The following is a 23,646-nucleotide window of genomic DNA, read 5'->3' as shown; positions in this document are numbered from 1 at the left end:
TGGCATCAACCTACGAAGGGATTTCGCCGTGCGCTGGCTCAGGATTGCCATAGGCTTCACCGTCACCTTGCTGACCTTGCTCTGCATGCTTGCGGCCCAGGCCGCGCAAGGCAGTGGCTGGTCGATATTGCTCGACGATCAGGGCAACCTCCAGCTGAGCGATATCCGCTCCTCCCGCTACACCAATCAATTCAGCCCCATCGAGCTTGACCGCCTCACCGCGGCCGAACCCGATGGCGCACTATGGCTGCGCTTCAAACTGGCCCCCGGCAAGCACGAACAAGTGCTGCGAATCTTTGCCCCCGACCTGTCGCACCTCAGTCTGTACGTCCTGGACGGCGAGCGACTGATCGAACAACGGGAAACCGGGACCGGGCAGGCCCAGGCCGAACGTCCGCTGCCCAGCACTGACTTTCTGTTGCCATTGCCGCAAAGCGACAAGACTCTCGACATCTACCTGCGAATGGTCTCCGATCACCAGTTGCGTCCGTACATCACTCTGCAATCGGCGGTGATGGGCGCGGCCAATCATAACCAGACGCTGATCTACGGCTTGCTGTTCGGCTGCCTCGGCATGCTGATCCTGCACAACCTGATCCGCTACGCCTACACCCGCTCGCGCAGCAGTCTGTGGCTGGCAGTGTGTGAAGGCCTGCTGACCCTGAGCCTGTTGCTGTTGCTCAACCTGGCCGGCCCATGGCTGCCGAACTGGCACGCGATCCAGACCCCCGGCGCCTATCTGGCCCTGCTGCTGACCGCCCCGTCCGGACTGATGTTCGCCTACCGATTTTTCGCTCCGCTCGGCGAACATCCGCTGAACAAGCTGTTGCTGGGCGACATTCTGTTCATCGTGATTTGCAGCCTGCTGCTGTTGTTCGTCAACACCTTGCCGCTGAACATCATTACCTATGCACTGGTGGCCCTGGCGGGCCTGAGCATGTTGCTGGTGGGGTTCTACCACTGGCAGAAAGGCTACCGCCCTGCCCGGTTGTTCGTCGCCGCGATGGTGGTGTTCAACATCGGTACGCTGATCATCCTCCCGGCCTTGTTGGGGTTGACCCTGGTGGCGCCGCAAGGCCTGATCATGACGCTGATGGGGTTCATCTGCATCAGCGGGCTGCTGATGAGCATCGCCCTGGGCGAACGCCAGCGCAGCATCACCGAAAGCCGTTTCAGCATCAGCCGCGATCTCGCCGCGAGCAACGCCGAAATCAACGCCAAAGCCGAATTCCTGGCCAAGATCAGCCACGAAATCCGCACCCCGATGAACGGCGTGCTGGGCATGACCGAACTGCTGCTCGGCACGCCGCTGTCGGTCAAGCAACGGGACTACGTGCAGACCATCCACAGCGCCGGCAACGAACTGCTGACCCTGATCAACGAGATCCTCGACATCTCCCGGCTCGAATCTGGCCAGATCGAGCTGGACGACGTGCAGTTCGACCTCAACGCCTTGATCGACGATTGCCTGAGCATCTATCGGGCGAAGGCCGAACAGCAGAGCGTCGAATTGATCAGCTTCATCCAGCCGCAGGTGCCCCGGGTCATCAGCGGTGATCCGACGCGCCTGCGCCAGACTTTGCTGAGCCTGCTGGAAAACGCCCTGAAGAAAACCGAGGAAGGCGAAGTACTGGTCGTGGTCGCCCTCGATGAGCGCAGGGCCGGGCCACGCCTGCGCATTGCCGTGCAGGACAGCGGTCAGCCGATGGATCAGGAAGAGCGCGATGCGCTGATGCACGCCGAGCTCCACAGCAAGCATTTCCTGTCGGCCAACCGACTGGGCGGCAATCTCGGGCTGGTGATCGCACGGCAACTGATTCGCCTGATGCACGGCGAGTTCGGCATCAAGAGCGGTGGCACTCAGGGCAGCACACTGTGGCTGACCCTGCCGCTGGATCCCGATCGCCTGGAGCACCCGACCTCCGATCTCGACAGCCCGCTGCAAGGGGCGCGGGTGCTGGTGGTCGACGACAACGAAACCTGTCGCAAGGTGCTGGTGCAACAGTGCAGCGCCTGGGGCCTGAACGTCAGCGCCGTGCCGTCAGGCAAGGAAGCGCTGGCCCTGCTGCGTACCAAGGCGCATCTGCGCGACTATTTCGACGTGGTCCTGCTGGACCAGAACATGCCCGGCATGACCGGCATGCAACTGGCCGCCAAGATCAAGGAAGACCCGAGCCTGAACCACGACATCCTGCTGATCATGCTCACCGGCATCAGCAATGCGCCGAGCAAGATCATCGCGCGCAACTCGGGGATCAAGCGCATCCTGGCCAAACCGGTGGCCGGTTATACCCTCAAGACCACGCTGGCCGACGAGCTGAACCAGCGCAACCGCGGCCAGGCGGTGTTCCAGCCACAAGCGACCGGCCCGGCCACGGCCGTCAAGGTTCCGAGCGACTTCCGCATCCTCGTCGCCGAAGACAATACGATTTCCACCAAGGTGATCCGAGGCATGCTCGGCAAGCTCAACCTGCAACCGGACACCGCCAGCAATGGCGAAGAAGCCTTGCAGGCCATGAAGGCCCAGCGCTACGACCTGGTGCTGATGGATTGCGAAATGCCGATCCTCGATGGCTTCTCCGCCACCCAGCAACTGCGGGCCTGGGAGGTCGGCAATCAGCGTATCCGTACGCCGATCGTCGCGCTGACCGCGCACATCCTTGCCGAACACAAGGAGCGTGCGCGCCAGGCCGGCATGGACGGGCACATGGCCAAACCGGTGGAACTGTCGCAACTGCGCGAGCTGATCGAGCACTGGGTAGCTCAGCGTGATCAACACAATCGCACGGCGGCACGAACGCCCTGAACCTGGCGAGCGCTCACTTTCTCAACGGATCTTGCCGTGATGACGCCAGATCCGCCTGATAGACTCCGTTCAACTTTCGTCGGCGCGAGTTTCAATCATGCTCCATGTGTTGTTCAGCGTTTACCTGAAGATGCTGGTGCTCTACAGCCCGTTCTTCGTGTTGTCCTGCTTCATCAGCCTGACCCGGGGTTATTCGCGCAAGGAACAACGGCGCCTGGCCTGGAAAGTTGCGATCGCCACCCTGGTATCGAGCGTGTTGCTGTACCTGTTCGGGCGAGTGATCTTCGACGTGTTCGGCATCACCGTGGATGCTTTCCGCATCGGTGCCGGCAGCGTGCTCTTCATCTCGGCGCTGGGCATGGCGCAGGGCAAGTCGGCGGTGCAGGCCGACAATGTGCAGCAGGACGTGACCATCGTCCCGCTGACCATCCCGCTGACCGTCGGCCCCGGCACGATCGGTGCGCTGCTGGTGATGGGCGTCAGCCAGCCGCACTGGGATGACAAGCTGATCGCGATCATGAGCATCGCACTCGCCAGTTTTACCGTCGGCGTGGTGTTGTATCTGTCGAATCGAATCGAGCGGATTCTCGGCGATCAGGGGTTGCAGATCGTCAGCCGGCTCATGGGATTGTTTGTCTGTGCCCTGGCTGCGCAGATCATCTTTACCGGGGTGAAGGGTTATCTTGGCTGACCTGCCACCCCGCAAATGAAAAAGCGGCTCCGAAGGGCCGCTTTTTCATTTCTCAGCTATCGGGTTTCTCGCCATACCAGCGCGGCGTGTACACCCACTCCCCACCGGCAGCCCGTGGAAAAGTGCAGGTCGTGGAGGATCCCACCAGCACCATGGTGCGCATGTCCACCTGATCCGGTGTCAATGCGCCGAGTGTCGTCACCCGCAACGTCTGCCCCGGACGACCGATATCACGGCCCAGCACCACCGGTGTCTGCGGCACACGGTGTTGCGCGACGATTTCCAGTGCGCGCCCCAACTGCCATGGCCGGGCGCGGGAGATCGGGTTGTAGAACGCCAATGCCAGATCGGCTTCGGCGGCCAGATCCAGACGCTTTTCGATGATCGACCACGGCTTGAGGTTGTCCGACAGCGACATCACGCAGAAGTCGTGGCCCAGCGGCGCACCGGCCTGAGCAGCGGTGGCCAGCGAGGCGGAAACACCCGGCAGGATTTCCAGATCGACGCTGTGCCACGCCGGATCCGTCGACTCGTGCAACGCTTCGAGCACCGCCGCCGCCATGGCGAACACGCCCGGATCGCCCGAAGAAACGACGATCACCGAACGGCCCTCAGCGGCCAGCCTGAAGGCATGACGGGCACGCTGCATTTCTTCGCGATTGTCGGTGCAATGCTGAACCTGATCGTCGCGGAACGGACCGGCCATGCGCACGTAGGTTTCGTAGCCGAGCACATCGGTGGCTCGAGCGAGCTCGGCTTTCACCGCCGGCACCATCAGCTCCGCCGCACCAGGGCCAAGGCCGATGACAGCCAGACGTCCGCGCGGACGACCGATCTGCGAAACATCCAGCGGCTGTTCGGCCACGGCGATGGCTATATCGTGGGATGTTGTGATGATTCGAGCGTCAGGGACTGCATCGCGAGCCAGCTCACCGATGTCATTCGCTGGCGCAACAAAGCGCAGCGGCACCGCCAGCTCGAGCGCAGCTTCACGTAATGCCGGGCTGGCCATCTGAACGTCAGCCGCCACCAGACAGGCCAGCGATTGAATCGCCACCCCGGCCTGCTGCAACGCACCGCGAATCGTGCCCGGCAGGTCAGTCACGTCTGAACCGACCGCCACCGCCACGCTGCGCGGATAAATCAGCAACTCACTGGCGCTCGCCATGCGGGCATCGCTGCTCACATGAATCGAACGCTGTGCCAGGGGATCTTCCGGCAGTTGCGCCTGCTCAAGCCACGGCGCAGCACCGTCGATGCGCACACTGTGGCCGGCGAGCAGATCAGAGACAAAACGTTTGCCCTGCTCCAGATCGCCTAGCGCGTAACCGCCGGGCGGGTTGAGCAGGCAAGTGCCGAAACGCAATTCGCCGCTGGTGGTGATCGCCGCTGCGACTTCAAGTGCTGCTGCGATCTCGCGGGCCATGACGTTCACCCCGCCGAGGCCGCCGAGCAACGGCACCACGGCGCTGCCGTCTTCAGCCACGGCGAGCACCGGCGGCTCGACGCCTTTTTCCAGCAACAGCGGCGCCAGGGTTCGAATGACAATGCCGGCCGCGCACAGGGCAATGATCGGCGTGTCCTGTTGATACAGCTCACGCAGGGTCGTGCCGAACTCGCTGTAAGTCTGATCGGCGCCTTCGACGCGTCCGCAGAGGCCGTGAATCTGCGCAGCCGGATAAACCTGTTGCAGGCGACGGGCCGTGGCCAGTGCGCCCTGGCCGAGAATGACGATGGCCGGTGTGGAATGAGTCATCAGCCTTGCCACCGTTCGCCGGGCACAATGATCAGCGAGAAGTACGGCGACGACATCGGCTCGACCTCATCCAGCGGCACGATCTTCTGGTTGGCCATGGTCGCGCGCTCGACGTACAGCGCACGCTCGGCCAGACCCAGTTCTGCCAACACGTCGCGTACTTTCGGGAAGTTGCGCCCCAGCTTCATGATCACCGCCGCGTCAGCATCGGCCAGACGCCGCTTGAGCTCGTCATGAGGCAGCACGCCGGACAGCACTGACAGGCTCTGATTGCGATACACCAGCGGCGCGCCCAGCACCGAAGCGCCGCCGAGCATCGAGCAGACGCCCGGCACCACTTCGGCTTCGTAACGGCTGGCCAGGCGATCGTGCAGGTACATGTAGGAGCCGTAGAAGAACGGGTCACCTTCGCAGATCACCGCCACATCGCGACCGGCGTCCAGGTGCGCGGCCACTTCCTCGGCAGCGTCATCGTAGAAATCGCTGATCACCTGTTCGTAGGACAGCGGCGCCGGCAGCACTTCGGTGGTCACCGGGTACACCAGCGGCAGCAGATTCTGCGCGTCCTGCAGATGCGCTTCGATGATGCCGAACGCGTTGCCCTTCTTGCCCTTGGCCACGAAGTACGCCACCACCGGCGATTCGCGCAGCAGGCGCAGGGCCTTGACGGTAATCAGTTCCGGATCACCGGGACCGACGCCCAGACCAATCAAACGTCCTTTAGCCTGCATCATTCGATCTCCGTGGCGAGGGCATTGACCGCAGCGGCGGCCATGGCGCTGCCGCCGAGGCGGCCCTGCATGATCACGAACGGCACGCCACGGCTGTTGGCGGCCAGCTCGGCCTTGGATTCGGCAGCGCCGACGAAGCCCACCGGGAAGCCGAGGATCAGCGCCGGTTTCGGAGCGCCGGCGTCGAGCATTTCCAGCAGATAGAACAGCGCGGTCGGCGCGTTGCCGATCACCACCACGCTGCCTTCCAGATGCGGGCGCCACAGTTCCAGCGCCGCTGCCGAGCGAGTGTTGCCCAGTTCACGCGCCAGCTCCGGCACGCTGTCATCGCGCAGGGTGCAGATCACTTCGTTGTTGGCCGGCAGGCGCGCACGGGTCACGCCCTCGGAAACCATTCGCGCATCACACAGGATCGGCGCGCCAGCGGCCAGCGCGTCGCGACCGGCCTTGCCGGCGCCTTCGGAGAATTGCAGCCCGTCGATGGCCTCGACCATGCCGCAGGCGTGGATCACCCGCACCGCGAGTTTTTCCAGATCGGCCGGGATGCGCGCCAGGTTGGCCTCGCTGCGAATGATCGCGAAGGAGTTGCGATAGATCTCCTGACCGTCGCGGATGTAATCAAGCATCAAGGGGGCTCCGTGAGCGGGCGGCGAGCAGGGCCGCGGCCGCTTCGATAGTAAGGTTGTGGGCGTGCAGCGCGCCAAAACCCGGCAGCGCTGCATCGCGAAAATAGAGATCGTAGTGACCGGGGCCCACCGCCAGCAGAGTCACCGCAGCCCGGTGTGCGGCGGCGCAGGAGCGCGAGCAGCCGGACAGGTGCACATCCACGGCGTGCGGCAACAGCGTAGCCAGACGGCGGGCATCGTGTTTGGTGTCGGCAAGACCTTTGCCGCAGCCGTTGGCGCCGGTGCAGGCGATCAGGCGCGTCAAAGGATCTTCGACATGGGTCAGCAGGTTCAGCCTGCCCAATTCGTCGAGCACTTGAACCGCATCGGTTTCCCGCACAGCGGGCAGCAACAGACTCTGCCAAGGGGTGAAACGCAGGCTGCCGTCGCCAAAGGCTCTGGCCAATTGCGCGGCGCCACGCAGCATGTCCGGATCGAGGCGGCCGAGCGCCGGTGTGGCACCGACATAGACCTGACCGGCCGATTGCTGAGGATGAATGCCGATGTGCAAGCCCTCCGGCACGGTTTCACGTTGCCAGTCGGCGACGTTTTGCAGACTGATCCGCTGACCGAGTTTTTCGAGGAACTCCGGTGCCGGACATTCGTCCAGCAGATGCCGCATTCGCGTCTGCTCCGGTCGGGCCAGATCGAGGAAAAGTTCCAGCACCGCGAGCACCAGTGCGTGTCCGTCCGCAAGCGCCACGGCGGCCAGCGGTCGATCCGTCGGGCAACCCGCCAGGCCGAACGCCAGCAGCGTATCGCCGTGATCTTCGAATGCCGACAACCACAGATCGTGGGGATGTTCGAGCATCGCCAGTGCCTCGCCACCGTCCAGTTGCACGGCGAACTTGGCACTCAGCTCGTGGAAGCGCGGATGGCTTTGCAGGGTCTCGAGAATCTGCCCGGCCAATGGGCGGGTATCGAAGCGCAACTGCGGGTCGATGCCGGCGGCGGGGCTGAGCATCAGGTTGCGCACGTCGTCGCCCGCTGCGGTTCGCGGCCCGAGACCGGCAGCCAGCAGGCTGTCGATCAGCGCAGCGGACTGCTCGCCGATCCCGCGAATCTGCAGATTGCCCCGGTTGGTCGCCTCGATCGCCCCGCCGGCAAACCGCTCGGCGGCATTGGCCACCGCATCGGCCTGGTCGGCCGTGATCGAACCGCCATCGAGCTTGATCCGGCAGATGCCACCATCCAGCGCCTGGACGATACGCAGCAACCCCGGACAGGCCGAGGGGCGTATGGCATTGGACATCGGACGTTCGTTCAAGGGCTGGCAGCTCTGTGGGAAAGGCGCTTCGCGGGCGAAGGCGCGGTATTATGCCTGCTTTGTCCGACGGCATGAAAAGTCTGCCCGTCGGAACGGCGCGTTTGCGGACACTTTTTTGAGAGGCTACAGATGTCACCCTGGCTGACAGTAGTAGGAATCGGTGAAGACGGCTTCAAGGGCCTGGGCAAGAATGCCCGGCGCGCCCTGATGGGCGCTTCGCGGATCATCGGCGGTCAGCGTCAGCTGGATCTGTTGCCGGTGTGCATCCGTGGCGAGCGTCAGTTGTGGCCGAGCCCGTTTTCCCTGGCCCCGGTGCTCGAGCGTCGCGGCGAAGCGATGTGCGTGCTGGCCAGCGGTGATCCGATGTTCTACGGCGTTGGCGCGAGTCTGGCGCGGCAGGTGCCGGGGGCCGAGATGCTGGTTCTGCCGGCGCCGTCTTCGTGCTCGCTGGCGGCTGCCCGACTGGGCTGGCCGTTGCAGGAGGTGGTGATCGTGTCCTTGGTGGCACGACCGTTGGCCGCCCTGAATGCACAGTTGTCCAGCGGCGTGCGCCTGTTGCTGCTGAGCAATGACGGTCAGAGCCCGGCCGCCGTTGCGGCATCGCTGCGCGAGCGTGGATTCGGCGCCAGTCGCCTGAGTGTTCTGGAACATCTGGGCGGCAACGCCGAGCGCCGGATCGACGGCACCGCCAACGACTGGAACGACCCGCTCATTGCCGACCTCAACGTGATCGCCATCGAATGCCTGGCCGATCCGCAGACACCACGCCTGTCCCGCCTCGCCGGTCTGCCGGACTCGGCCTTCCAGCATGACGGCCAACTGACCAAACGCGACGTGCGCGCGATCACCCTCGCCCGCCTCGCCCCGACACCGGGCGAACTGCTGTGGGACGTCGGCGCCGGCAGCGGCTCGATCGGTATCGAGTGGATGCGTGCTCATCCAAGTTGCCGCGCGCTGGCCATCGAGGCCGATGACGGCCGACAGCAGTTGATCGAACACAACCGCGACGCCTTGGGTGTTCCCGGCCTGCAACTGATTCGCGGCAGCGCACCACAGGCCCTTGTCGGGCTGGAACGTCCGGACGCCATTTTCATCGGCGGCGGCGTGACCCGCGAAGGCGTGCTCGACACCTGCTGGGAGCAACTCAAACCCGGTGGCCGGCTGGTCGCCAACGCCGTGACCCTGCAAAGCGAAATGACCTTGATGAGCTGGCGCGAACGCCATGGCGGCGAGCTGACCCGCATCCACATCGCCCAGGCGCAACCGCTGGGCGAGTTCGACACCTGGCGCCAGGCGTTGCCGATCACCCTGCTCGATCTGGTCAAACCCCTCGATGCGTGACGAAACCGCCGAACAACCCGCGCCCCTGCGCAGCGGCCTGACCACCGGCAGCTGCGCCACGGCCACCAGCCTTGCTGCCGCCCGCCTGCTGCTCGGCGGAGCGGTGGCGGACGCCGTGCAGATCGTGTTGCCCAAGGGCAAGCAGGTGCAGATGCGTCTGGAGTTCTGCCGGCTGACCGATGACGGCGCGGAAGCCGGGACGATCAAAGATGCGGGCGATGATCCGGACGTGACTCACGGCGCCCTGCTCTACTCCCGTGTGCAACTGATCGACGAGCCGGGAATTCGCTTCATCGCCGGTAAAGGTGTCGGCACCGTCACCCGCCCGGGACTGGTGCTGGCCGTCGGCGAACCGGCGATCAACCCGGTGCCGCGCAAGATGATCAGCGATCACCTGACGCTGCTCGCCGAAGAAACCGGCTATAACGGCGGTTTCGAAGTGACGGTCAACGTCGAGGGCGGCGAAGCCCTGGCGCTGAAAACCATGAACCCGCGCCTGGGGATTCTCGGCGGGCTGTCGATCCTCGGCACCAGCGGCATCGTCCGGCCGTTTTCCTGCGCGGCGTACATCGCCTCGATCCATCAAGGCATCGACGTGGCGAAAACCAACGGCTACCTGCACATCGCCGCCTGCACCGGCAACGCCAGCGAAGACACCATGCGCCGGGTCTACAACCTGCCGGAAATCGCCCTGATCGAAATGGGCGACTTCGTCGGCGCCGTGCTCAAGCACCTGCGCAAAGTGCCTGTGGATAAACTCAGCCTGTGCGGCGGCTTCGGCAAGATCAGCAAACTGGCAGCCGGGCACATGGACCTGCACTCGCGCCACTCGAGCATCGACCTGCCGCAACTGGCCGAGTGGGCGGCGGCGATTGGCGCCGACGACACCTTGCAGCAAGCCATACGCGGGGCGAACACCAGTCAGCAGGCATTGGCGATGGCCAGTGCGGCGGGTGTTGCCCTTGGCGATGAAGTTTGCCGCCATGCTCTGGAATTCGCCCGCAGCGTGGTGCCGGCTCAGGTGCAGGTCGAGGTGTTTGCGATTGATCGTCAGGGCGGCATCGTTGGCCATGCGGGGGCTTTTACATGAAACGGATTTTGTTGCTCGGCGGTGTGACTGAAGCGCTAGCCATCGCGCGCACGTTGGGGCCGGAACACATTTACAGCCTGGCGGGCGTCGGCCGGGTCCCGACCGATCTGACATGTCAGGTGCGCGTCGGCGGCTACGGTGGCGCCGAAGGTCTGGCGCAGTTCATTCGCGACGAGGGCATCGATCTGCTGCTCGACGCGACCCATCCCTACGCCGCACAAATCAGCCGGAACGCCGCCACCGCTGCAAAACTCACCGACATCCCCTGCTGGGCCCTGCGCCGCCCGGCGTGGCAACCGCAACCGGGCGATGACTGGCGCGAAGTCGCCGACTGGGCCGAACTGATCACCGCCCTCGAACCCTTCCGTCGCCCCCTGTTCACCCTTGGCCGCGAACCGCTGCAACACCTCGATGAAATCCCCGCGCACCAGTTCTGGACCCTGCGCGCCCTCGACGTCTACCCCGGCAACGAACGCTGCGAAGTCATCGGCGCCCGTGGCCCCTTTCTGCTGGAAGATGAGCGAGCACTGTTCGAACGGCGGCAGATCGACGTGCTGATCAGCAAGAACAGCGGCAGCACCGCGACCGAGCCGAAACTGGACGTGGCGCGGGAGCTTGGGGTACCGGTGATGGTGTTGAAGCGGCCGGTGTTGGCGGGGGTTGATCGGGAGTTCAAGTGTACGTCTGAAGTCCTGGAAGCCCTCTCTACGTCAGATAATTCCTGATTTCGAGCTAATCCTTGATTTGACCGGCAGAATTTCAGGAACCAGCCGACTGTTCGCCCCTGCCACCTCACGCCAAGATTTCGATTCCTTTAATCCACACAGATTTGCAGCGAGCAAATTCTTGAAGCGCACTGCTGCCTTCAAGAAAAACGCGCCTTGTCAGTCTGTATCCCAAGGAATACGATTTCGACATGATCGAATTTGAACGATCCCCTGCATTTGCCGATTGGCTCGACTCGATGAAAGACACCAACGGCAAAGCTCGCATCATCGCCAGAATTCGAGGTGCAGAGCATGGAAATATGGGTGATTGCGAGTTCGTTGGCAGTGCCGTTTATGAAATGCGCGTTCATTACGGTCCCGGCTACAGGATGTACTTCACACGTAAAGGTAACGTGATTTATCTGCTACTGCTGGGGGGCGACAAGTCGACACAAAAACGAGATATCAAACGCGCCATCCGGATGGCGCAAAGCATCGGTAATGAGGAGTAAGTCATGACCGAAAAATTCACCCGCTTCGACGCTGCAGAGTTTCTTAAAACGCCGGAGGAAATGGCGGCTTACCTGGACGCCTGTTTTGACGAAGATGCTGGCGATGGCGTTCTCATCCGTGCAGCGCTTAATGACATTGCCCGCGCCCAAGGCATGACTCAGGTTGCGCGGGATGCAGGTCTGGGTCGTGAAAGCCTTTATAAAGCGCTGAGCAGCACTGGAAATCCGGAATTCGCGACTATCATGAAAGTCATGAAGGCGCTGGGTTTGCGGTTGCATGCCGTAGCAGGCTGAATCCTCTGCGACACCAAACCGCACGACGCTTTTTTACTTATCGGCCCTGATCAGGCTAAATAGCCGCGCCTGATCGCCCACCCTACGGATCTGTCCCATGAACCGACACCGGCTCGCATTTGCCTGGATCGCCTGCTTTGCAGTGCTGTTCAACATGCTCGCCATGCCGTTGACGGGAGCGATGGCGCAGGCGGCGCAGACGCCGGCCGAGCAGTTGCTGTGGAGCAGTTTCTGCACCGGCAGCGGGACGAAGATGGTGGCGATCGACATCGGCAGCCTCGATCAGAAAGCGCCGCAAAGCGGTGACCATCATTCGACCATGCAGCATTGCTGGTGCTGTTCCGGATCGGCGCCGGTGATGGCGTTGCCGGGGCATTCGCCGCAGCTGTATTTCGCCCGATACGAAAGCAATCGCAGCGTGGCGCCCGCCTTGCTGCAGACTCCGACACCGCGCCAGCAATGGCCGAGCCTCAATCCCCGCGCCTCTCCTCTGGTTTGATTTGTTCCCGCATTTGACCTGCGTTTCAAATCGTTCTGGAGAACTGCCATGTTGAACAAATTCATCGTCATCGCTGCGCTGTTGCTGCCTGCGTGCTTCGCCCATGCCCACGAATACAAGGCCGGCGAGCTGGAAATCGCCCACCCGTGGTCGCAGGAACTGCCGCCGAACGCGCCGACCGTTGCCGCGTATTTCATCATTCACAACGCCGGCAAAACCGCTGACCGGTTGCTCAGCGTCGATTCGCCCATCGCCCCGACAGCCGAACTGCACGAACACGTGATGCAGGGCGACCTGATGAAGATGCAACAGGTGCCGAACGTGGCGATCCCGGCCGGTGGCAACGTGACCTTTGCGCCGATGGCCTATCACGTGATGCTGATGAATCCGAGCGACCGCAGTCTGCTCACCGACGGCAAGCGCTTCCCGCTGACCCTGCACTTCGAAAAGGCCGGTAACGTGACCGTCGAAGTCGCCGTGCAGAAGAAGCCACCGCAAGACATGCCGGAACACGCGCACGCCCAGTAACCCCTTCGGCAGACTCCGCCCATGCGCCCGCGCAGCGCCAGGTCGTCCGTGCAACGCCGTCAGACTGAACACCTGACCCGCGGCAGCTGGATCGCCCTGTTCGCCATGTTGATGATCTTCATCGGCCCGCTGATTTCCCAGTCGATGCCGATGGATCAGCACGCCTCGACCTCCATGCCGATGAGCATGGACATGTCGATGGACATGCCGGGCATGGATCATGCCGGGCACGGTGCACAGCCCTCGGCGGAACACTGCCCGCCGCAATCCTCGCACCACGTGCTGTGGGAAAAGTGCGGCTATTGCAGCCTGCTGTTCAATTGCCCGGCGCTGACCAGCGGCGGCAGCTTTGCCACTTTCAGCATTCCACTCGTCAACACCTTCACCCCACCCTCCCCGCGTCTGGGCCATGCCCGGCAGACCTTCTTCCCCGGCGCCCGCACCCGCGCCCCGCCCGTCGCAGCGTAAACACCTACCTCTGATTGCACACGGTTGAGAAGACAGCTTCAGGCTGCCGGCCGTGTCGTTTACGACTGTTTGATGGAAATTGTCATGTCCAGGTTTTCTGCTGTCCCACGCCCGGGTTGTGCCCCGGCGTCCTTTGCCCTGAACGAATCCCGCGTTCGTTTCAGGCACGCTACCGCCGTCCTTTGCGGCGTCCTGCTTTCCCCGCTGGTTCACGCCGATGAACACACCGGCCATGCTGACGAACTGAGCCCGACGGTGATCACCGCCATCGCCCCGAGCTCGCCGCTGACCATCGTCACCAATCCGAAAGATCCGCGCCAACCGGTGCCGGCCAGCGACGGTGGCGACTACCTGAAGACCATTCCCGGCTTCGCCCTGGTGCGCAACGGCGGCACCAACGGTGATCCGGTGCTGCGCGGGATGTTCGGTTCGCGTCTTAACATTCTCACCAACGGCAGCATGATGCTCGGTGCCTGCCCCGGCCGGATGGACGCGCCGACCTCGTACATATCGCCCGAGACCTACGACAAACTCACCGTGATCAAAGGCCCGCAAACCGTGCTCTACGGACCGGGCGCCTCGGCCGGCACGATCCTGTTCGACCGCGAGCCGGAAAGCTTCGGCGAACTCGGTACCCGCGTGAATGCCAGCGTGCTGGCGGGCTCCCACGGCCGCTTCGACAAAGTCGTCGATGCGGCGGCCGGCGGATCGCTGGGCTATGTGCGGGTGATCGGCAACACCGCGCAGTCCGACGACTACCGCGACGGCAACAACGACATCGTTGCCTCGCGTTATGACAAGTGGAACGGCGACGTGGCGCTGGGTTGGACTCCCGATGCCGACACCCTGATCGAACTCACCGCCGGCAAGGGCGACGGCGAAGCGCGCTACGCCGGACGCGGCATGGACGGCTCACAGTTCCTGCGCGAAAGCCTCGGTCTGCGCTTCGAGAAATCCAACATCACCGATGTACTGGAGAAGCTCGAAGCCCAGGTCTACTACAACTACGCCGACCACGTGATGGACAACTACACCCTGCGCACGCCGTCCGGCACCGGGATGATGGCAGGTCCCATGGCGTCCAACGTCGACCGTCGCACCCTCGGCGCACGGATCAAGGCCACCTGGCGCTGGGCCGACATCCAGCTGATCACCGGGCTCGATGCGCAGACCAACGAACACCGTCAGCGCAGCGGCATGGGCATCGATACCTACAAGGATCAGCCGTACACCAAGGACGCCGACTTCCATAACTACGGGGTGTTCAGCGAGATGACCTGGTACGCCGCCGACCGCGACCGGCTGATTACCGGCGCCCGGGTCGACCGAGCCTCGGCCAAGGATTACCGCCAGACCACCGGCTCGGGAATGATGTCTCGCCCGAATCCGACTGCCGGCGATACCCGAGCCGACACCCTGCCCAGTGGCTTCATCCGTTACGAGCATGACCTCGCCGACAGCCCGACCACGCTCTACGCCGGCCTCGGCCACGCACAACGATTCCCCGATTACTGGGAACTGTTTTCGCCCAAGTCCGGCCCGGCGGGTTCGGTCAATGCGTTCGATTCGATCAAACCGGAAAAGACCACTCAGCTGGACTTCGGCGTGAACTACAAGGACGCCGATCTCGAAGCCTGGGCCTCAGGCTACATCGGCGTGGTGCGCGACTACATCCTGTTCGACTACACCCCGACGATGATGGGCATGAGCACCTCCCGCGCCGAGAACATTGACGCGCGGATCATGGGCGGTGAACTCGGCGCCGCCTACAAACTCACCGACAACTGGAAAGCCGATGCGACCCTGGCCTACGCCTGGGGCAAGAACAGCAGCGACGGCAAGGCCCTGCCGCAGATGCCGCCGCTGGATGCACGTTTCGGCCTCACCTACAGCGAAGACAACTGGAGCGCCGGCGCACTGTGGAGGGTGGTTGCCGCGCAAAACCGGATCGACCAGAACAAGGGCAACGTGGTCGGCAAGGATTACGACAAGAGTTCGGGCTTCGGCGTGTTCTCGCTCAACGGTGCCTACCGGATCAACAAGAACTGGAAGGTCAGTACCGGCGTCGACAACCTGTTCGGCAAGGCTTACGCCGAACACCTCAACCTGGCAGGCAACGCCGGGTTCGGCTATCCGGCCAACGACCCGCAAGCCATCAACGAGCCGGGGCGCACGCTCTGGACCAAGGTGGACATGAGTTTCTAACCCTCAAGGGCACTCGCTCCTCTTGAGGGAGCGAGTGACAACAGACAACTAGAAGATCCAAGCCAAGCGGAGCACTCGTGATGACACAGCCCAAACCGAATTTCTACAACCTGGCCTGGCGTTGGCATTTTTATGCCGGACTGTTCGTCGCGCCATTCATGGTGATGCTGGCCCTGACCGGCATCATTTACCTGTTCAAGCCGCAGCTCGATTCACTGATGTACAGCAGCCTGCTGAACGTCCCCGCCGGACATCACACCGTGCCGGCCGACGACCTGCTGCAAAAGGTCAGAAGCGCTTATCCACAAGGCCAGGTCACCCAGTACCTGCCACCGGCGAACGCCGAGCGCAGTGCGCAATTCGTGGTGAAGAATGCCGGCCATGAGCTGAACGTGTTCGTTGATCCGTACCACGGCGACATCCTCGGCGAGCAGGATGCCAAGCAGAACCTGCAGGCGCTCGCCCGGGCGATCCACGGCGAACTGATGATCGGCACCGTCGGTGACCGGCTGATCGAACTGGCCGCCGGGTGGGGCGTGGTGCTGGTGGTGTCCGGGGTTTTCCTGTGGTGGCCGCGAGGTCAGGCAGCGGGGATTCTGTGGCCACGCCTGAACAGTCGCGGTCGCGTGCTGTGGCGTGACCTTCACGCGGTCACCGGGTTCTGGGGCGCGGCACTGCTGCTGGTGATGCTGCTCAGCGGCATGACCTGGACCGGCTTCTGGGGCAAGCAGTACGCCCAGGTGTGGAACGTGTTCCCGGCGGCGATGTGGAACAACGTGCCGACCTCCGACGTCGAGGCCGGCAGCCTGAACAACGCCGCGCGCCAGACCGTGCCGTGGGCGATGGAAAACACGCCAATGCCGATGTCCGGTGACCACGCCGAACACATGGCCCACGGCGGCATGCAACACGGCCCCGCCGCGCCGAGCATCCGCCTGCAGGATGTGCAGAACATCGCCATCGAGCGCAAGGTCGAGCCGGGCTACAGCATCACCCTGCCGACTACTTCCACCGGTGTGTTCACCATTGCGGTGTTCGCCGACGACCCGCGCAACGACGCGACCCTGCACGTCGATCAGTACACCGGCAAGGTGTTGGCCGACGTGCGTTTCGAGCAGTACGGCGCGGTTGCCCGGGCCACCGAGATCGGCGTGATGCTCCACGAAGGCAAGATGTTCGGCACCTTCAACCAGATCATCGTGTTGCTGATCTGCCTGATGATCCTGCTCAGCGCCGTCAGCGGCGTGGTGATCTGGTGGAAGCGTCGGCCCCAGGGCAAATTCGGCGTGCCGCCGCTGCGCCACGATCTGCCGAAGTGGAAAACCGGCGTGGCGATCATGCTGGTGCTGGCGGTGGTGTTTCCGCTGGTGGGGGCTTCGCTGGTGGTGGTGTGGTTGCTGGATCGGCTGCTGCTGTCGCGCCTGGGCCGACAAACTGAATCTGCCTCAACTTCATCATGAAACAGGCGAGATGCGCGAGCCAGACAGACCTTTAAACTGCCGGGGCTTAAACTCCGGCAATTTTTAGTGTTACTGTATAACGCAAATTTGCTGCTCTGCCCGCAGCCATGCACTGTCATGAGCCTGCGGGCTTTTCTTTTGAAGAAGTGATTCACCGCCCCGATGAACAAGTACCTCTTGTCCAGCCTCTGTCTGTTCGCCTTGAACAACAGCGCCCACGCCGACAACGCCCCGCTGACGCTGCCCACCGGCACCATCACCGCCCTGGCCAATGACGACCAGACTGTCAGCCTGACCACGCCGACCAGTGCCGGCTCGCGCCTGAACCTCAGCGCGATGGAAACCCCAGCCAGTGTCGAAAGCCTGAGCGGCGAACAAGTCCGCACCCGTGGCGACCGCAGCGTGCAGGACGCGGTGTCGCGCAGCACCGGCATCAGCCGCACCGGCACGCCGGGCGATGGCGGCACTTCGTTGCAGGCCCGGGGTTTTACCGGACAGAGTTCCGTGATGCAGTTGTATGACGGCAACCGCATGTACACCGGCATGGGCACCGTGACCTTCCCGGTCGACACCTGGTCGGTGGAGCGCGTCGACGTGCTGCGCGGCCCGGCCTCGGTGCTGTACGGCGAAGGCGCGACCGGCGCGGTGGTCAACATGATCCCGAAGAAGCCGTTCGCAGGCGAAATCGAAAACCATGTGCGGGTCGGCTACGGCTCGTTCGACAGCCAGCAACAGTCGTTCGACAGCGGCGGCTCGCTGACCGATACCCTGAGCTATCGCCTCAACCTCAATCGCCTGCGCAGCAACGGCTGGGTTGATCGCGGCGACTCGTCCAGCGACTTCATCAGCGCCGCCCTGCGCTGGCAGGCCACTGACGACCTGATCTTCACCCTTGCCCACGATTACGGCGATCAGCGCCCGCAGAACGACTTCGGCACACCGCTGATCAACGGCCAGTTGAAAGACAGCCTGCGCAACAAGAACTACAACGTGCGCGACGACAAGCAGCACTACAACGATCAATGGACGCGCCTGACCACCGATTGGCAGATCAACGACGCGGTCAGCGCCAGCAACGAGCTGTACTACCTGAAAGCCCAGCGCCGTTGGCAGAACGCCGAAAACTACAACTTCGACGCTGACAGTCAGCAGCTCAGCCGCAGCGGCTACTTTGGCATCGGCCACAAACAGGAGCAGGTCGGCGACCGCCAGACCTTCACCTTCAAGCATTCGCTGTTTGGTCTCGACAGCCAGACCGTGACCGGCGTCGATTACAACCGCATCCGCTTTCAGCTCGACAGCAATTCGCCGTTCAACGATGTATTGCCGAGCGGCAAGCCGCTGGATCGGTATCACCCGCAGATTGGCTATTTCGAGAGCGCCGACCCCTATCGCGATCAGTTCGACAGCACCACCAGACAGATGTCGGTGTTCGCCGAAAACCGCACGCAACTGAGCGAGCGCTGGTCGCTGGTGACCGGTGTGCGCCGCGACTACGTGCACGTGGATCGCAACAACCTGGTCGACGGCAGCCAGAGCGACAAGACCCTGACCGGCAACAACTGGAAGGCCGGGCTGGTGTTCGCGCTGACGCAGGACACCTCGTTCTACGGCCAGGTCGCCACCAGCACCGACGGCGTCGGCGGCCTGATTTCCCTGAGCCCGAGTCAGCAGCAATACGACCTGTCCACCGCGCGGCAAACCGAGATCGGCCTGAAGCAGCTGTTCTGGGATCAGCGCGGCGAGTTCACGTTGGCGGCATATCGCATCGTGAAGAAGAAGCTGCTGACTGACGACCCGGGCAACCCGACGCTCAAGCAACAGGTCGGCCAGCAATCGTCGAACGGCCTGGAGGCCAGCCTCGATCTGCAACTGCCGAACGCCTGGCAACTGCAGGCCAACGCCGCAATCGTGAAGGCCAAGTACGACGATTTCGAAGAAGTGATCGGCGGCGTGCCGGTGTCGCGTAATGGCAATCGCCCGGTGGACGTGCCACGGCGCACTGCCAATCTGTGGCTGAGCAAGGCGCTGACCGATGATCTGAAAGCCGGCGCCGGTGTGCGTTATGTCGATGCGCGTTATGCCGACATGGCCAATCGCAACGAGCTGCCGAGTTACACCGTGGTCGATGCGACGCTGTCGTGGAAAGCCCTGCGCAACACCACGCTGGGGTTGCAGGTGAACAATCTGTTTGACCGGACGTATGCACAAAGCCAATACAATGAGGGGCAGCAGTGGATTCTGGGTGAGCCTCGTTCGTTCTTTGTCACGGCTGACTACACCTTCTAGAACAGGAACGAAATGACCTCACTGTCCCTCACCGATCTCGCCTGGACACCCCTGGGCCACGGCCACTGCCATCACCAGTTCCAGCTGCGTGACGCCTCGCTGCAAGTGGCCGCCGGTGAGTTCGTCGGGCTGATCGGGCCCAATGGCAGCGGCAAGACCAGCCTGTTGCGCTGCGCCTACCGCTTCAGCCAGCCGGAACGCGGTGAGGTCAAACTCGACCACCACAACGTCTGGAAACAATCTTCACGCTGGTGTGCGCAACGCATCGCCGTGGTGCTGCAGGAATTCCCCGACGCCTTCGGCCTGACGGTCGAAGAAGTGGTCGCCATGGGCCGCACGCCGCACAAGGGTCTGTTCGATGGCGACACACTGGAAGACCGCCAGCTCGCCACCCAGGCCCTCAAATCCGTGGGCCTCGACGGCTTCGAAGACCACGCGTTCGCCACCCTTTCCGGTGGTGAAAAACAGCGTGTGATTCTGGCCCGCGCCCTGACCCAGCAACCGCAACTGCTGATCCTCGACGAGCCGACCAACCACCTCGACCCGCGCTATCAGCTGGAACTGCTGCAACTGGTCAAGCGTTTGCAGATCGGCACGTTGGCGAGCATCCACGACCTGAACCTGGCCGCCGCGTTCTGCGACCGTTTGTATGTGATCAACCACGGTCGCATCGTCGCCAGCGGCACCCCGCAACAAGTCCTGACCGTCGAACTGCTGCGCGACGTGTTCGGCGTCGAAGCACTGATCGATTCCCACCCCCTCCACGGCTACCCGCGAATCACCTGGATAACCCGACCATGACTGCGCGCTCCCTGCTTTGCCTCGCTCTGTTGCTGGGCACCACTCAAGCCTTTGCCGAGGCCACGAAGTACCCGCTGACGATCCAGAGCTGCAACCGCGAAGTGACCTTCGAGCAAGCGCCGAAACACGCGGTCAGTCACGACATCAATATGACCCAGATGATGCTCGCCCTCGGCCTCAAGTCGAAGATGGCCGGTTACAGCGGCGTCAGTGGCTGGAAATCGGTAACGCCTGAAATGCAGAGCCTGCTCGACGGTCTGCCGGAACTGGCAGCCAAGTACCCGTCGGTGGAAACCCTGCTCAACGCCAACGTCGATTTCTTCTTCGCCGGCTGGGATTACGGCATGCGCGTCGGCGGTGATCTCACGCCGCAGACCCTGCAACCGCTGGGCATCAACGTCTATGAACTGACCGAATCCTGCGCCTTCGTGATGAAGCGCCCGGCCGCCACGCTGGACGACACTTACAACGATCTGCGCAACCTCGGAAAGATTTTCGACGTGCAGGACCGCGCCAACGCGCTGATCGCCGACATGCAAAGTCAGGTCGCGGAAATCCGCAAAAACCTGCCCGCTGAAAAACCACGGGTGTTCCTGTACGACAGCGGCGAAGACCGCGCCATGACCTCCGGCCGCCTCGGCATGCCGCAGGCGCTGATCGACGCCGCCGGCGGGCGCAACGTGCTCGATGACGTAGAAGCGAGCTGGACCCGGGTCAACTGGGAAACCGTGGTCGAGCGCAATCCGCAGGTGATCGTGATCGTCGACTACAGCGAAATCACCGCCGAGCAGAAGATCGAATTCCTGCTGAAGAACAAGGCACTGCAATCGGTGGACGCGATCAAGAACCAGCGTTTCATCGTCATCCCTTACGTGCAGGCCACGCCGGGGATCGACAACGTGCTCGCAGTTGAAACCCTGGCCAAAGGGTTCCACGGCGAATGATCGATCGTCGCTATGCGCTGCTGCTGATCGCCCTCGGTGCCGTGCTGCTGGTGTCGTGCGTGGTGTCGCTGGGCTTCGGCCCGGCGCGGGTGCCGGTGGACGTGGTGTGGCGGATTCTGCAGCACAAACTGTTCGGCCTCGGCGTGCCGGACTGGAGCGCCGGCCAGGAGCTCATCGTCTGGCTGATCCGCGTGCCGCGCATGTTGCTCGGTGCATTGGTGGGTGCAGGGCTGGCGTTGATCGGCGCGGTGCTGCAAGCGGTGACGCGCAATCCGCTGGCCGATCCGCACTTGCTCGGCGTCACCTCCGGTGCCACCCTCGGTGCAGTGATCGTGGTGCTGCACGTCGGTGAAATCGTCGGCCTGCTGACCTTGCCGATCGCCGCATTCATCGGCGCATTGTTGAGCATGTTTCTGGTGCTGGGCATCGCCAACCGTCAGGGGCGGCTGGACAGTGATCGTCTGCTGCTGTGCGGCGTGGCCGTGTCGTTCGTGATGATGGCGATCGCCAACCTGCTGCTGTTCATGGGCGATCACCGGGCAAGTTCAGCGGTGATGTTCTGGATGCTCGGCGGACTCGGTCTGGCGCGCTGGGAATTGTTGGCGGTGCCGGCGCTCAGCGTGTTGCTCGGACTGATTCTGCTGATCGGCATGGCCCGTCCGCTGAACGCCTTGATGGCCGGCGAACAGACCGCCGTCACCCTCGGCCTGAATGCCCGGGCGGTGCGTCTGCGGGTGTTCGTGATTGCTTCGTTGATGACCGGGGTACTGGTGTCGATCAGTGGTTCCATCGGCTTTGTCGGGCTGATGGTGCCGCACATTGCCCGGCGTTTGATCGGTGCAGAGCACCGGCGTCTGCTGCCGGTGTGCGTGTTGCTCGGCAGCGTATTCCTCGTCTGGGTCGACGTCGCCGCACGCACGCTGATTGCTCCCGAAGACCTGCCCATCGGCGTCGCCACCGCGGCCCTCGGCGGGCTGTTCTTCATCGGCCTGATGCGCCGTCGCTGACTCCTCGGGGCGCGCCCCATTCTGGCGCACCCCGCTGCACCTTTGCATGCAACACGTCCTCCGATGGTGCGCGGACTTTGCGCGCAACCGCTCTAAACCGACATTTCCCTGCTCAAACACGACCGGGCACAGCCCTTGCAAAACACCCTTCAGTCGTTCGCATCTGCCAACCATAAAAAACTTTAACGTTCATGGAGATCGCACAATGAAGCGTCGCAGTTTGATCAAGGCTTTCACACTCACGGCATCGATTGCCGCGATGGGCATGACCTGGACGGTACAGGCCGCCGAGACCATCAAGGTCGGGATTCTGCATTCGTTGTCCGGCACCATGGCGATCTCCGAAACATCGCTCAAGGACATGGCGTTGATGACCATCGACGAGATCAACGCCAAGGGCGGCGTGAACGGCAAGATGCTTGAACCGGTGGTGGTCGACCCGGCGTCGAACTGGCCGCTGTTCGCAGAGAAGGGCCGGCAGTTGCTGACCCAGGACAAGGTCGCGGTGGTGTTCGGCTGCTGGACTTCGGTGTCGCGCAAATCGGTGCTGCCGGTGTTCGAAGAACTCAACGGCCTGCTGTTCTACCCGGTGCAATATGAAGGCGAAGAGATGTCGCCGAACGTGTTCTACACCGGCGCCGCGCCGAACCAGCAAGCGATCCCGGCGGTTGAATACCTGATGAGCGAAGAAGGTGGCGGCGCCAAGCGCTACTTCCTGCTCGGCACCGACTACGTCTACCCGCGCACCACCAACAAGATCCTGCGTTCGTTCCTCCATTCCAAAGGCGTCGCGGATAAAGACATCGAAGAGGTCTACACCCCGTTCGGCCACAGCGACTATCAAACCATCGTCGCCAACATCAAAAAATTCTCGGCCGGCGGCAAGACCGCTGTGATCTCCACCGTGAATGGCGACTCCAACGTGCCGTTCTACAAAGAGCTGGCCAACCAGGGCCTGAAGGCGACCGACGTACCGGTGGTGGCGTTCTCGGTGGGTGAAGAAGAATTGCGCGGCATCGACACCAAGCCGCTGGTGGGCAACCTCGCAGCGTGGAACTACTTCGAGTCGGTGGAGAACCCGGTGAACAAGAAATTCGTCGCCGACTGGAAAGCCTACGCGAAGAAACACAACCTGCCGGGCGCCGACAAAGCGGTGACCAACGACCCGATGGAAGCCACCTACGTCGGTATCCACATGTGGGCGCAGGCGGCGGAGAAAGCCAAATCCACCGACGTCGACAAGGTCCGCGAAGCCCTCGGCGGCCAGACCTTCGCCGCGCCGTCCGGCTACACCCTGACCATGGACAAGACCAACCACCACCTGCACAAACCGGTGATGATCGGCGAGATCCAGGCCGACGGTCAGTTCAACGTGGTGTGGCAGACCGAGGGGCCGATTCGGGCACAGCCTTGGAGCCCGTTCATTCAGGGCAACGACAAGAAGCCGGATTATGCGGTGAAGAGCAACTGAGGCGGGTTCCGAAACTGAGGTGGACCTGACACTTCCCCCTCACCCCAACCCTCTCCCTCAGGGAGAGGGGGAAAGGGAGCCGATCTTCAAGCCTTTCAAAGCCTGAGATCGACT

21 protein-coding genes are annotated in these 23,646 nt (G+C 63.0%); 17 read left to right on the top strand and 4 right to left on the bottom strand.

The window, feature by feature from the left end; genetic code table 11:
* Positions 1-28 precede the first annotated feature (28 nt).
* A complete protein-coding gene (locus tag NE357_RS03090; protein ID WP_169428677.1) occupies positions 29-2,806 on the top strand; it encodes a hybrid sensor histidine kinase/response regulator in 2,778 nt (925 codons plus the stop codon).
* 97 nt (positions 2,807-2,903) lie between these two features.
* A complete protein-coding gene (locus tag NE357_RS03085) occupies positions 2,904-3,497 on the top strand; it encodes a MarC family protein (RefSeq protein ID WP_119429392.1) in 594 nt (197 codons plus the stop codon).
* A 52-nt stretch (positions 3,498-3,549) separates the two neighbouring features.
* On the opposite strand, the gene cobJ is transcribed toward NE357_RS03085, so the two are convergent.
* From cobJ to cobG, 4 genes are read right to left on the bottom strand one after another with little or no spacing between them, the layout of a single operon-like run.
* Positions 3,550-5,253 carry a precorrin-3B C(17)-methyltransferase gene (gene cobJ / locus NE357_RS03080; protein ID WP_169428676.1) on the bottom strand — a complete coding sequence of 568 codons (1,704 nt, stop codon included), beginning with the start codon at positions 5,251-5,253 and terminating at the stop codon, positions 3,550-3,552.
* The gene (locus tag NE357_RS03075; RefSeq protein ID WP_372238685.1) at positions 5,253-5,987 is read right to left on the bottom strand and encodes a precorrin-2 C(20)-methyltransferase; all 735 of its coding nucleotides are present in this window, start codon (positions 5,985-5,987) and stop codon (positions 5,253-5,255) included. Before NE357_RS03075 ends, cobJ begins: the two co-directional genes overlap by 1 nt.
* The gene (locus NE357_RS03070) at positions 5,984-6,610 is read right to left on the bottom strand and encodes a precorrin-8X methylmutase (protein WP_085609238.1); all 627 of its coding nucleotides are present in this window, start codon (positions 6,608-6,610) and stop codon (positions 5,984-5,986) included. The genes NE357_RS03075 and NE357_RS03070 overlap by 4 nt, the downstream gene beginning before the upstream one ends.
* Entirely contained in the window at positions 6,603-7,901 is a 1,299-nt protein-coding gene (gene cobG / locus NE357_RS03065) for a precorrin-3B synthase (protein ID WP_169428675.1), read from the bottom strand. Before cobG ends, NE357_RS03070 begins: the two co-directional genes overlap by 8 nt.
* Before the next feature lie 144 nt (positions 7,902-8,045).
* On the opposite strand from cobG, the gene cbiE reads away from it, so the two are divergent.
* From cbiE to urtA, 15 genes are all read left to right on the top strand, one after another.
* Entirely contained in the window at positions 8,046-9,257 is a 1,212-nt protein-coding gene (gene cbiE, locus NE357_RS03060) for a precorrin-6y C5,15-methyltransferase (decarboxylating) subunit CbiE (protein ID WP_169428674.1), read from the top strand.
* Complete coding sequence (locus NE357_RS03055; RefSeq protein WP_169428673.1) at positions 9,250-10,347, top strand: cobalt-precorrin-5B (C(1))-methyltransferase; 1,098 nt, start codon at positions 9,250-9,252, stop codon at positions 10,345-10,347. The genes cbiE and NE357_RS03055 overlap by 8 nt, the downstream gene beginning before the upstream one ends.
* Positions 10,344-11,072: a cobalt-precorrin-6A reductase gene (locus NE357_RS03050; RefSeq protein ID WP_169428672.1), complete on the top strand. Its 729-nt coding sequence runs from the start codon at positions 10,344-10,346 to the stop codon at positions 11,070-11,072. Before NE357_RS03055 ends, NE357_RS03050 begins: the two co-directional genes overlap by 4 nt.
* A gap of 191 nt (positions 11,073-11,263) precedes the next feature.
* Positions 11,264-11,566 (top strand): type II toxin-antitoxin system RelE/ParE family toxin, encoded by a 303-nt coding sequence (locus NE357_RS03045; RefSeq protein ID WP_085611238.1) that lies wholly within the window; start codon positions 11,264-11,266, stop codon positions 11,564-11,566.
* Positions 11,567-11,569: 3 nt separating this feature from the next.
* Positions 11,570-11,860 (top strand): addiction module antidote protein, encoded by a 291-nt coding sequence (locus tag NE357_RS03040; RefSeq protein WP_085609233.1) that lies wholly within the window; start codon positions 11,570-11,572, stop codon positions 11,858-11,860.
* Positions 11,861-11,957: 97 nt separating this feature from the next.
* On the top strand, positions 11,958-12,359 hold the full coding sequence (locus tag NE357_RS03035; protein WP_169428671.1) for a DUF2946 domain-containing protein: 402 nt from the start codon (positions 11,958-11,960) through the stop codon (positions 12,357-12,359).
* Between the two features lie 48 nt (positions 12,360-12,407).
* Positions 12,408-12,887, top strand: coding sequence for a copper chaperone PCu(A)C (locus tag NE357_RS03030; protein ID WP_169428670.1), 480 nt, complete (start codon positions 12,408-12,410; stop codon positions 12,885-12,887).
* Positions 12,888-12,908: 21 nt separating this feature from the next.
* A complete protein-coding gene (locus tag NE357_RS03025; RefSeq protein WP_169428669.1) occupies positions 12,909-13,355 on the top strand; it encodes a DUF2946 domain-containing protein in 447 nt (148 codons plus the stop codon).
* 84 nt (positions 13,356-13,439) lie between these two features.
* On the top strand, positions 13,440-15,560 hold the full coding sequence (locus NE357_RS03020) for a TonB-dependent copper receptor (RefSeq protein WP_169428668.1): 2,121 nt from the start codon (positions 13,440-13,442) through the stop codon (positions 15,558-15,560).
* Positions 15,561-15,640: 80 nt separating this feature from the next.
* Positions 15,641-17,020 carry a PepSY-associated TM helix domain-containing protein gene (locus NE357_RS03015; RefSeq protein WP_169428667.1) on the top strand — a complete coding sequence of 460 codons (1,380 nt, stop codon included), beginning with the start codon at positions 15,641-15,643 and terminating at the stop codon, positions 17,018-17,020.
* Between the two features lie 162 nt (positions 17,021-17,182).
* Complete coding sequence (locus NE357_RS03010) at positions 17,183-19,309, top strand: TonB-dependent receptor (protein WP_169428666.1); 2,127 nt, start codon at positions 17,183-17,185, stop codon at positions 19,307-19,309.
* 12 nt (positions 19,310-19,321) lie between these two features.
* Positions 19,322-20,110, top strand: a complete 789-nt coding sequence (locus tag NE357_RS03005) for an ABC transporter ATP-binding protein (RefSeq protein ID WP_169428665.1) — start codon at positions 19,322-19,324, stop codon at positions 20,108-20,110.
* The gene (locus tag NE357_RS03000) at positions 20,107-21,054 is read left to right on the top strand and encodes an ABC transporter substrate-binding protein (RefSeq protein ID WP_169428664.1); all 948 of its coding nucleotides are present in this window, start codon (positions 20,107-20,109) and stop codon (positions 21,052-21,054) included. Before NE357_RS03005 ends, NE357_RS03000 begins: the two co-directional genes overlap by 4 nt.
* On the top strand, positions 21,051-22,061 hold the full coding sequence (locus NE357_RS02995; protein ID WP_169428663.1) for a FecCD family ABC transporter permease: 1,011 nt from the start codon (positions 21,051-21,053) through the stop codon (positions 22,059-22,061). Before NE357_RS03000 ends, NE357_RS02995 begins: the two co-directional genes overlap by 4 nt.
* A gap of 205 nt (positions 22,062-22,266) precedes the next feature.
* Positions 22,267-23,532, top strand: coding sequence for an urea ABC transporter substrate-binding protein (urtA, locus tag NE357_RS02990; RefSeq protein ID WP_169428662.1), 1,266 nt, complete (start codon positions 22,267-22,269; stop codon positions 23,530-23,532).
* Positions 23,533-23,646 lie beyond the last annotated feature (114 nt).

The organism is Pseudomonas sp. G7(2022) (assembly GCF_052660475.1).
The sequence above is the reverse complement of the archived record's forward strand: the minus strand, read 5'-3'. Positions and strand labels throughout refer to the sequence as shown.

Excerpts from the sequence above, each read along its gene's own strand:
- cobJ (WP_169428676.1), bottom strand. The coding sequence starts at position 5,253 with ATGACTCATTCCACACCGGCCATCGTCATTCTCGGCCAGGGCGCACTG.
- cobG (WP_169428675.1), bottom strand. The coding sequence starts at position 7,901 with ATGTCCAATGCCATACGCCCCTCGGCCTGTCCGGGGTTGCTGCGTATC.
- NE357_RS03045 (WP_085611238.1), top strand. The coding sequence starts at position 11,264 with ATGATCGAATTTGAACGATCCCCTGCATTTGCCGATTGGCTCGACTCG.
- NE357_RS03005 (WP_169428665.1), top strand. The coding sequence starts at position 19,322 with ATGACCTCACTGTCCCTCACCGATCTCGCCTGGACACCCCTGGGCCAC.
- NE357_RS03085 (WP_119429392.1), top strand. The coding sequence starts at position 2,904 with ATGCTCCATGTGTTGTTCAGCGTTTACCTGAAGATGCTGGTGCTCTAC.
- urtA (WP_169428662.1), top strand. The coding sequence starts at position 22,267 with ATGAAGCGTCGCAGTTTGATCAAGGCTTTCACACTCACGGCATCGATT.
- NE357_RS02995 (WP_169428663.1), top strand. The coding sequence starts at position 21,051 with ATGATCGATCGTCGCTATGCGCTGCTGCTGATCGCCCTCGGTGCCGTG.
- NE357_RS03025 (WP_169428669.1), top strand. The coding sequence starts at position 12,909 with ATGCGCCCGCGCAGCGCCAGGTCGTCCGTGCAACGCCGTCAGACTGAA.
- NE357_RS03050 (WP_169428672.1), top strand. The coding sequence starts at position 10,344 with ATGAAACGGATTTTGTTGCTCGGCGGTGTGACTGAAGCGCTAGCCATC.
- cbiE (WP_169428674.1), top strand. The coding sequence starts at position 8,046 with ATGTCACCCTGGCTGACAGTAGTAGGAATCGGTGAAGACGGCTTCAAG.
- NE357_RS03070 (WP_085609238.1), bottom strand. The coding sequence starts at position 6,610 with ATGCTTGATTACATCCGCGACGGTCAGGAGATCTATCGCAACTCCTTC.
- NE357_RS03020 (WP_169428668.1), top strand. The coding sequence starts at position 13,440 with ATGTCCAGGTTTTCTGCTGTCCCACGCCCGGGTTGTGCCCCGGCGTCC.
- NE357_RS03035 (WP_169428671.1), top strand. The coding sequence starts at position 11,958 with ATGAACCGACACCGGCTCGCATTTGCCTGGATCGCCTGCTTTGCAGTG.
- NE357_RS03015 (WP_169428667.1), top strand. The coding sequence starts at position 15,641 with ATGACACAGCCCAAACCGAATTTCTACAACCTGGCCTGGCGTTGGCAT.
- NE357_RS03040 (WP_085609233.1), top strand. The coding sequence starts at position 11,570 with ATGACCGAAAAATTCACCCGCTTCGACGCTGCAGAGTTTCTTAAAACG.
- NE357_RS03000 (WP_169428664.1), top strand. The coding sequence starts at position 20,107 with ATGACTGCGCGCTCCCTGCTTTGCCTCGCTCTGTTGCTGGGCACCACT.
- NE357_RS03010 (WP_169428666.1), top strand. The coding sequence starts at position 17,183 with ATGAACAAGTACCTCTTGTCCAGCCTCTGTCTGTTCGCCTTGAACAAC.
- NE357_RS03030 (WP_169428670.1), top strand. The coding sequence starts at position 12,408 with ATGTTGAACAAATTCATCGTCATCGCTGCGCTGTTGCTGCCTGCGTGC.
- NE357_RS03075 (WP_372238685.1), bottom strand. The coding sequence starts at position 5,987 with ATGATGCAGGCTAAAGGACGTTTGATTGGTCTGGGCGTCGGTCCCGGT.
- NE357_RS03055 (WP_169428673.1), top strand. The coding sequence starts at position 9,250 with ATGCGTGACGAAACCGCCGAACAACCCGCGCCCCTGCGCAGCGGCCTG.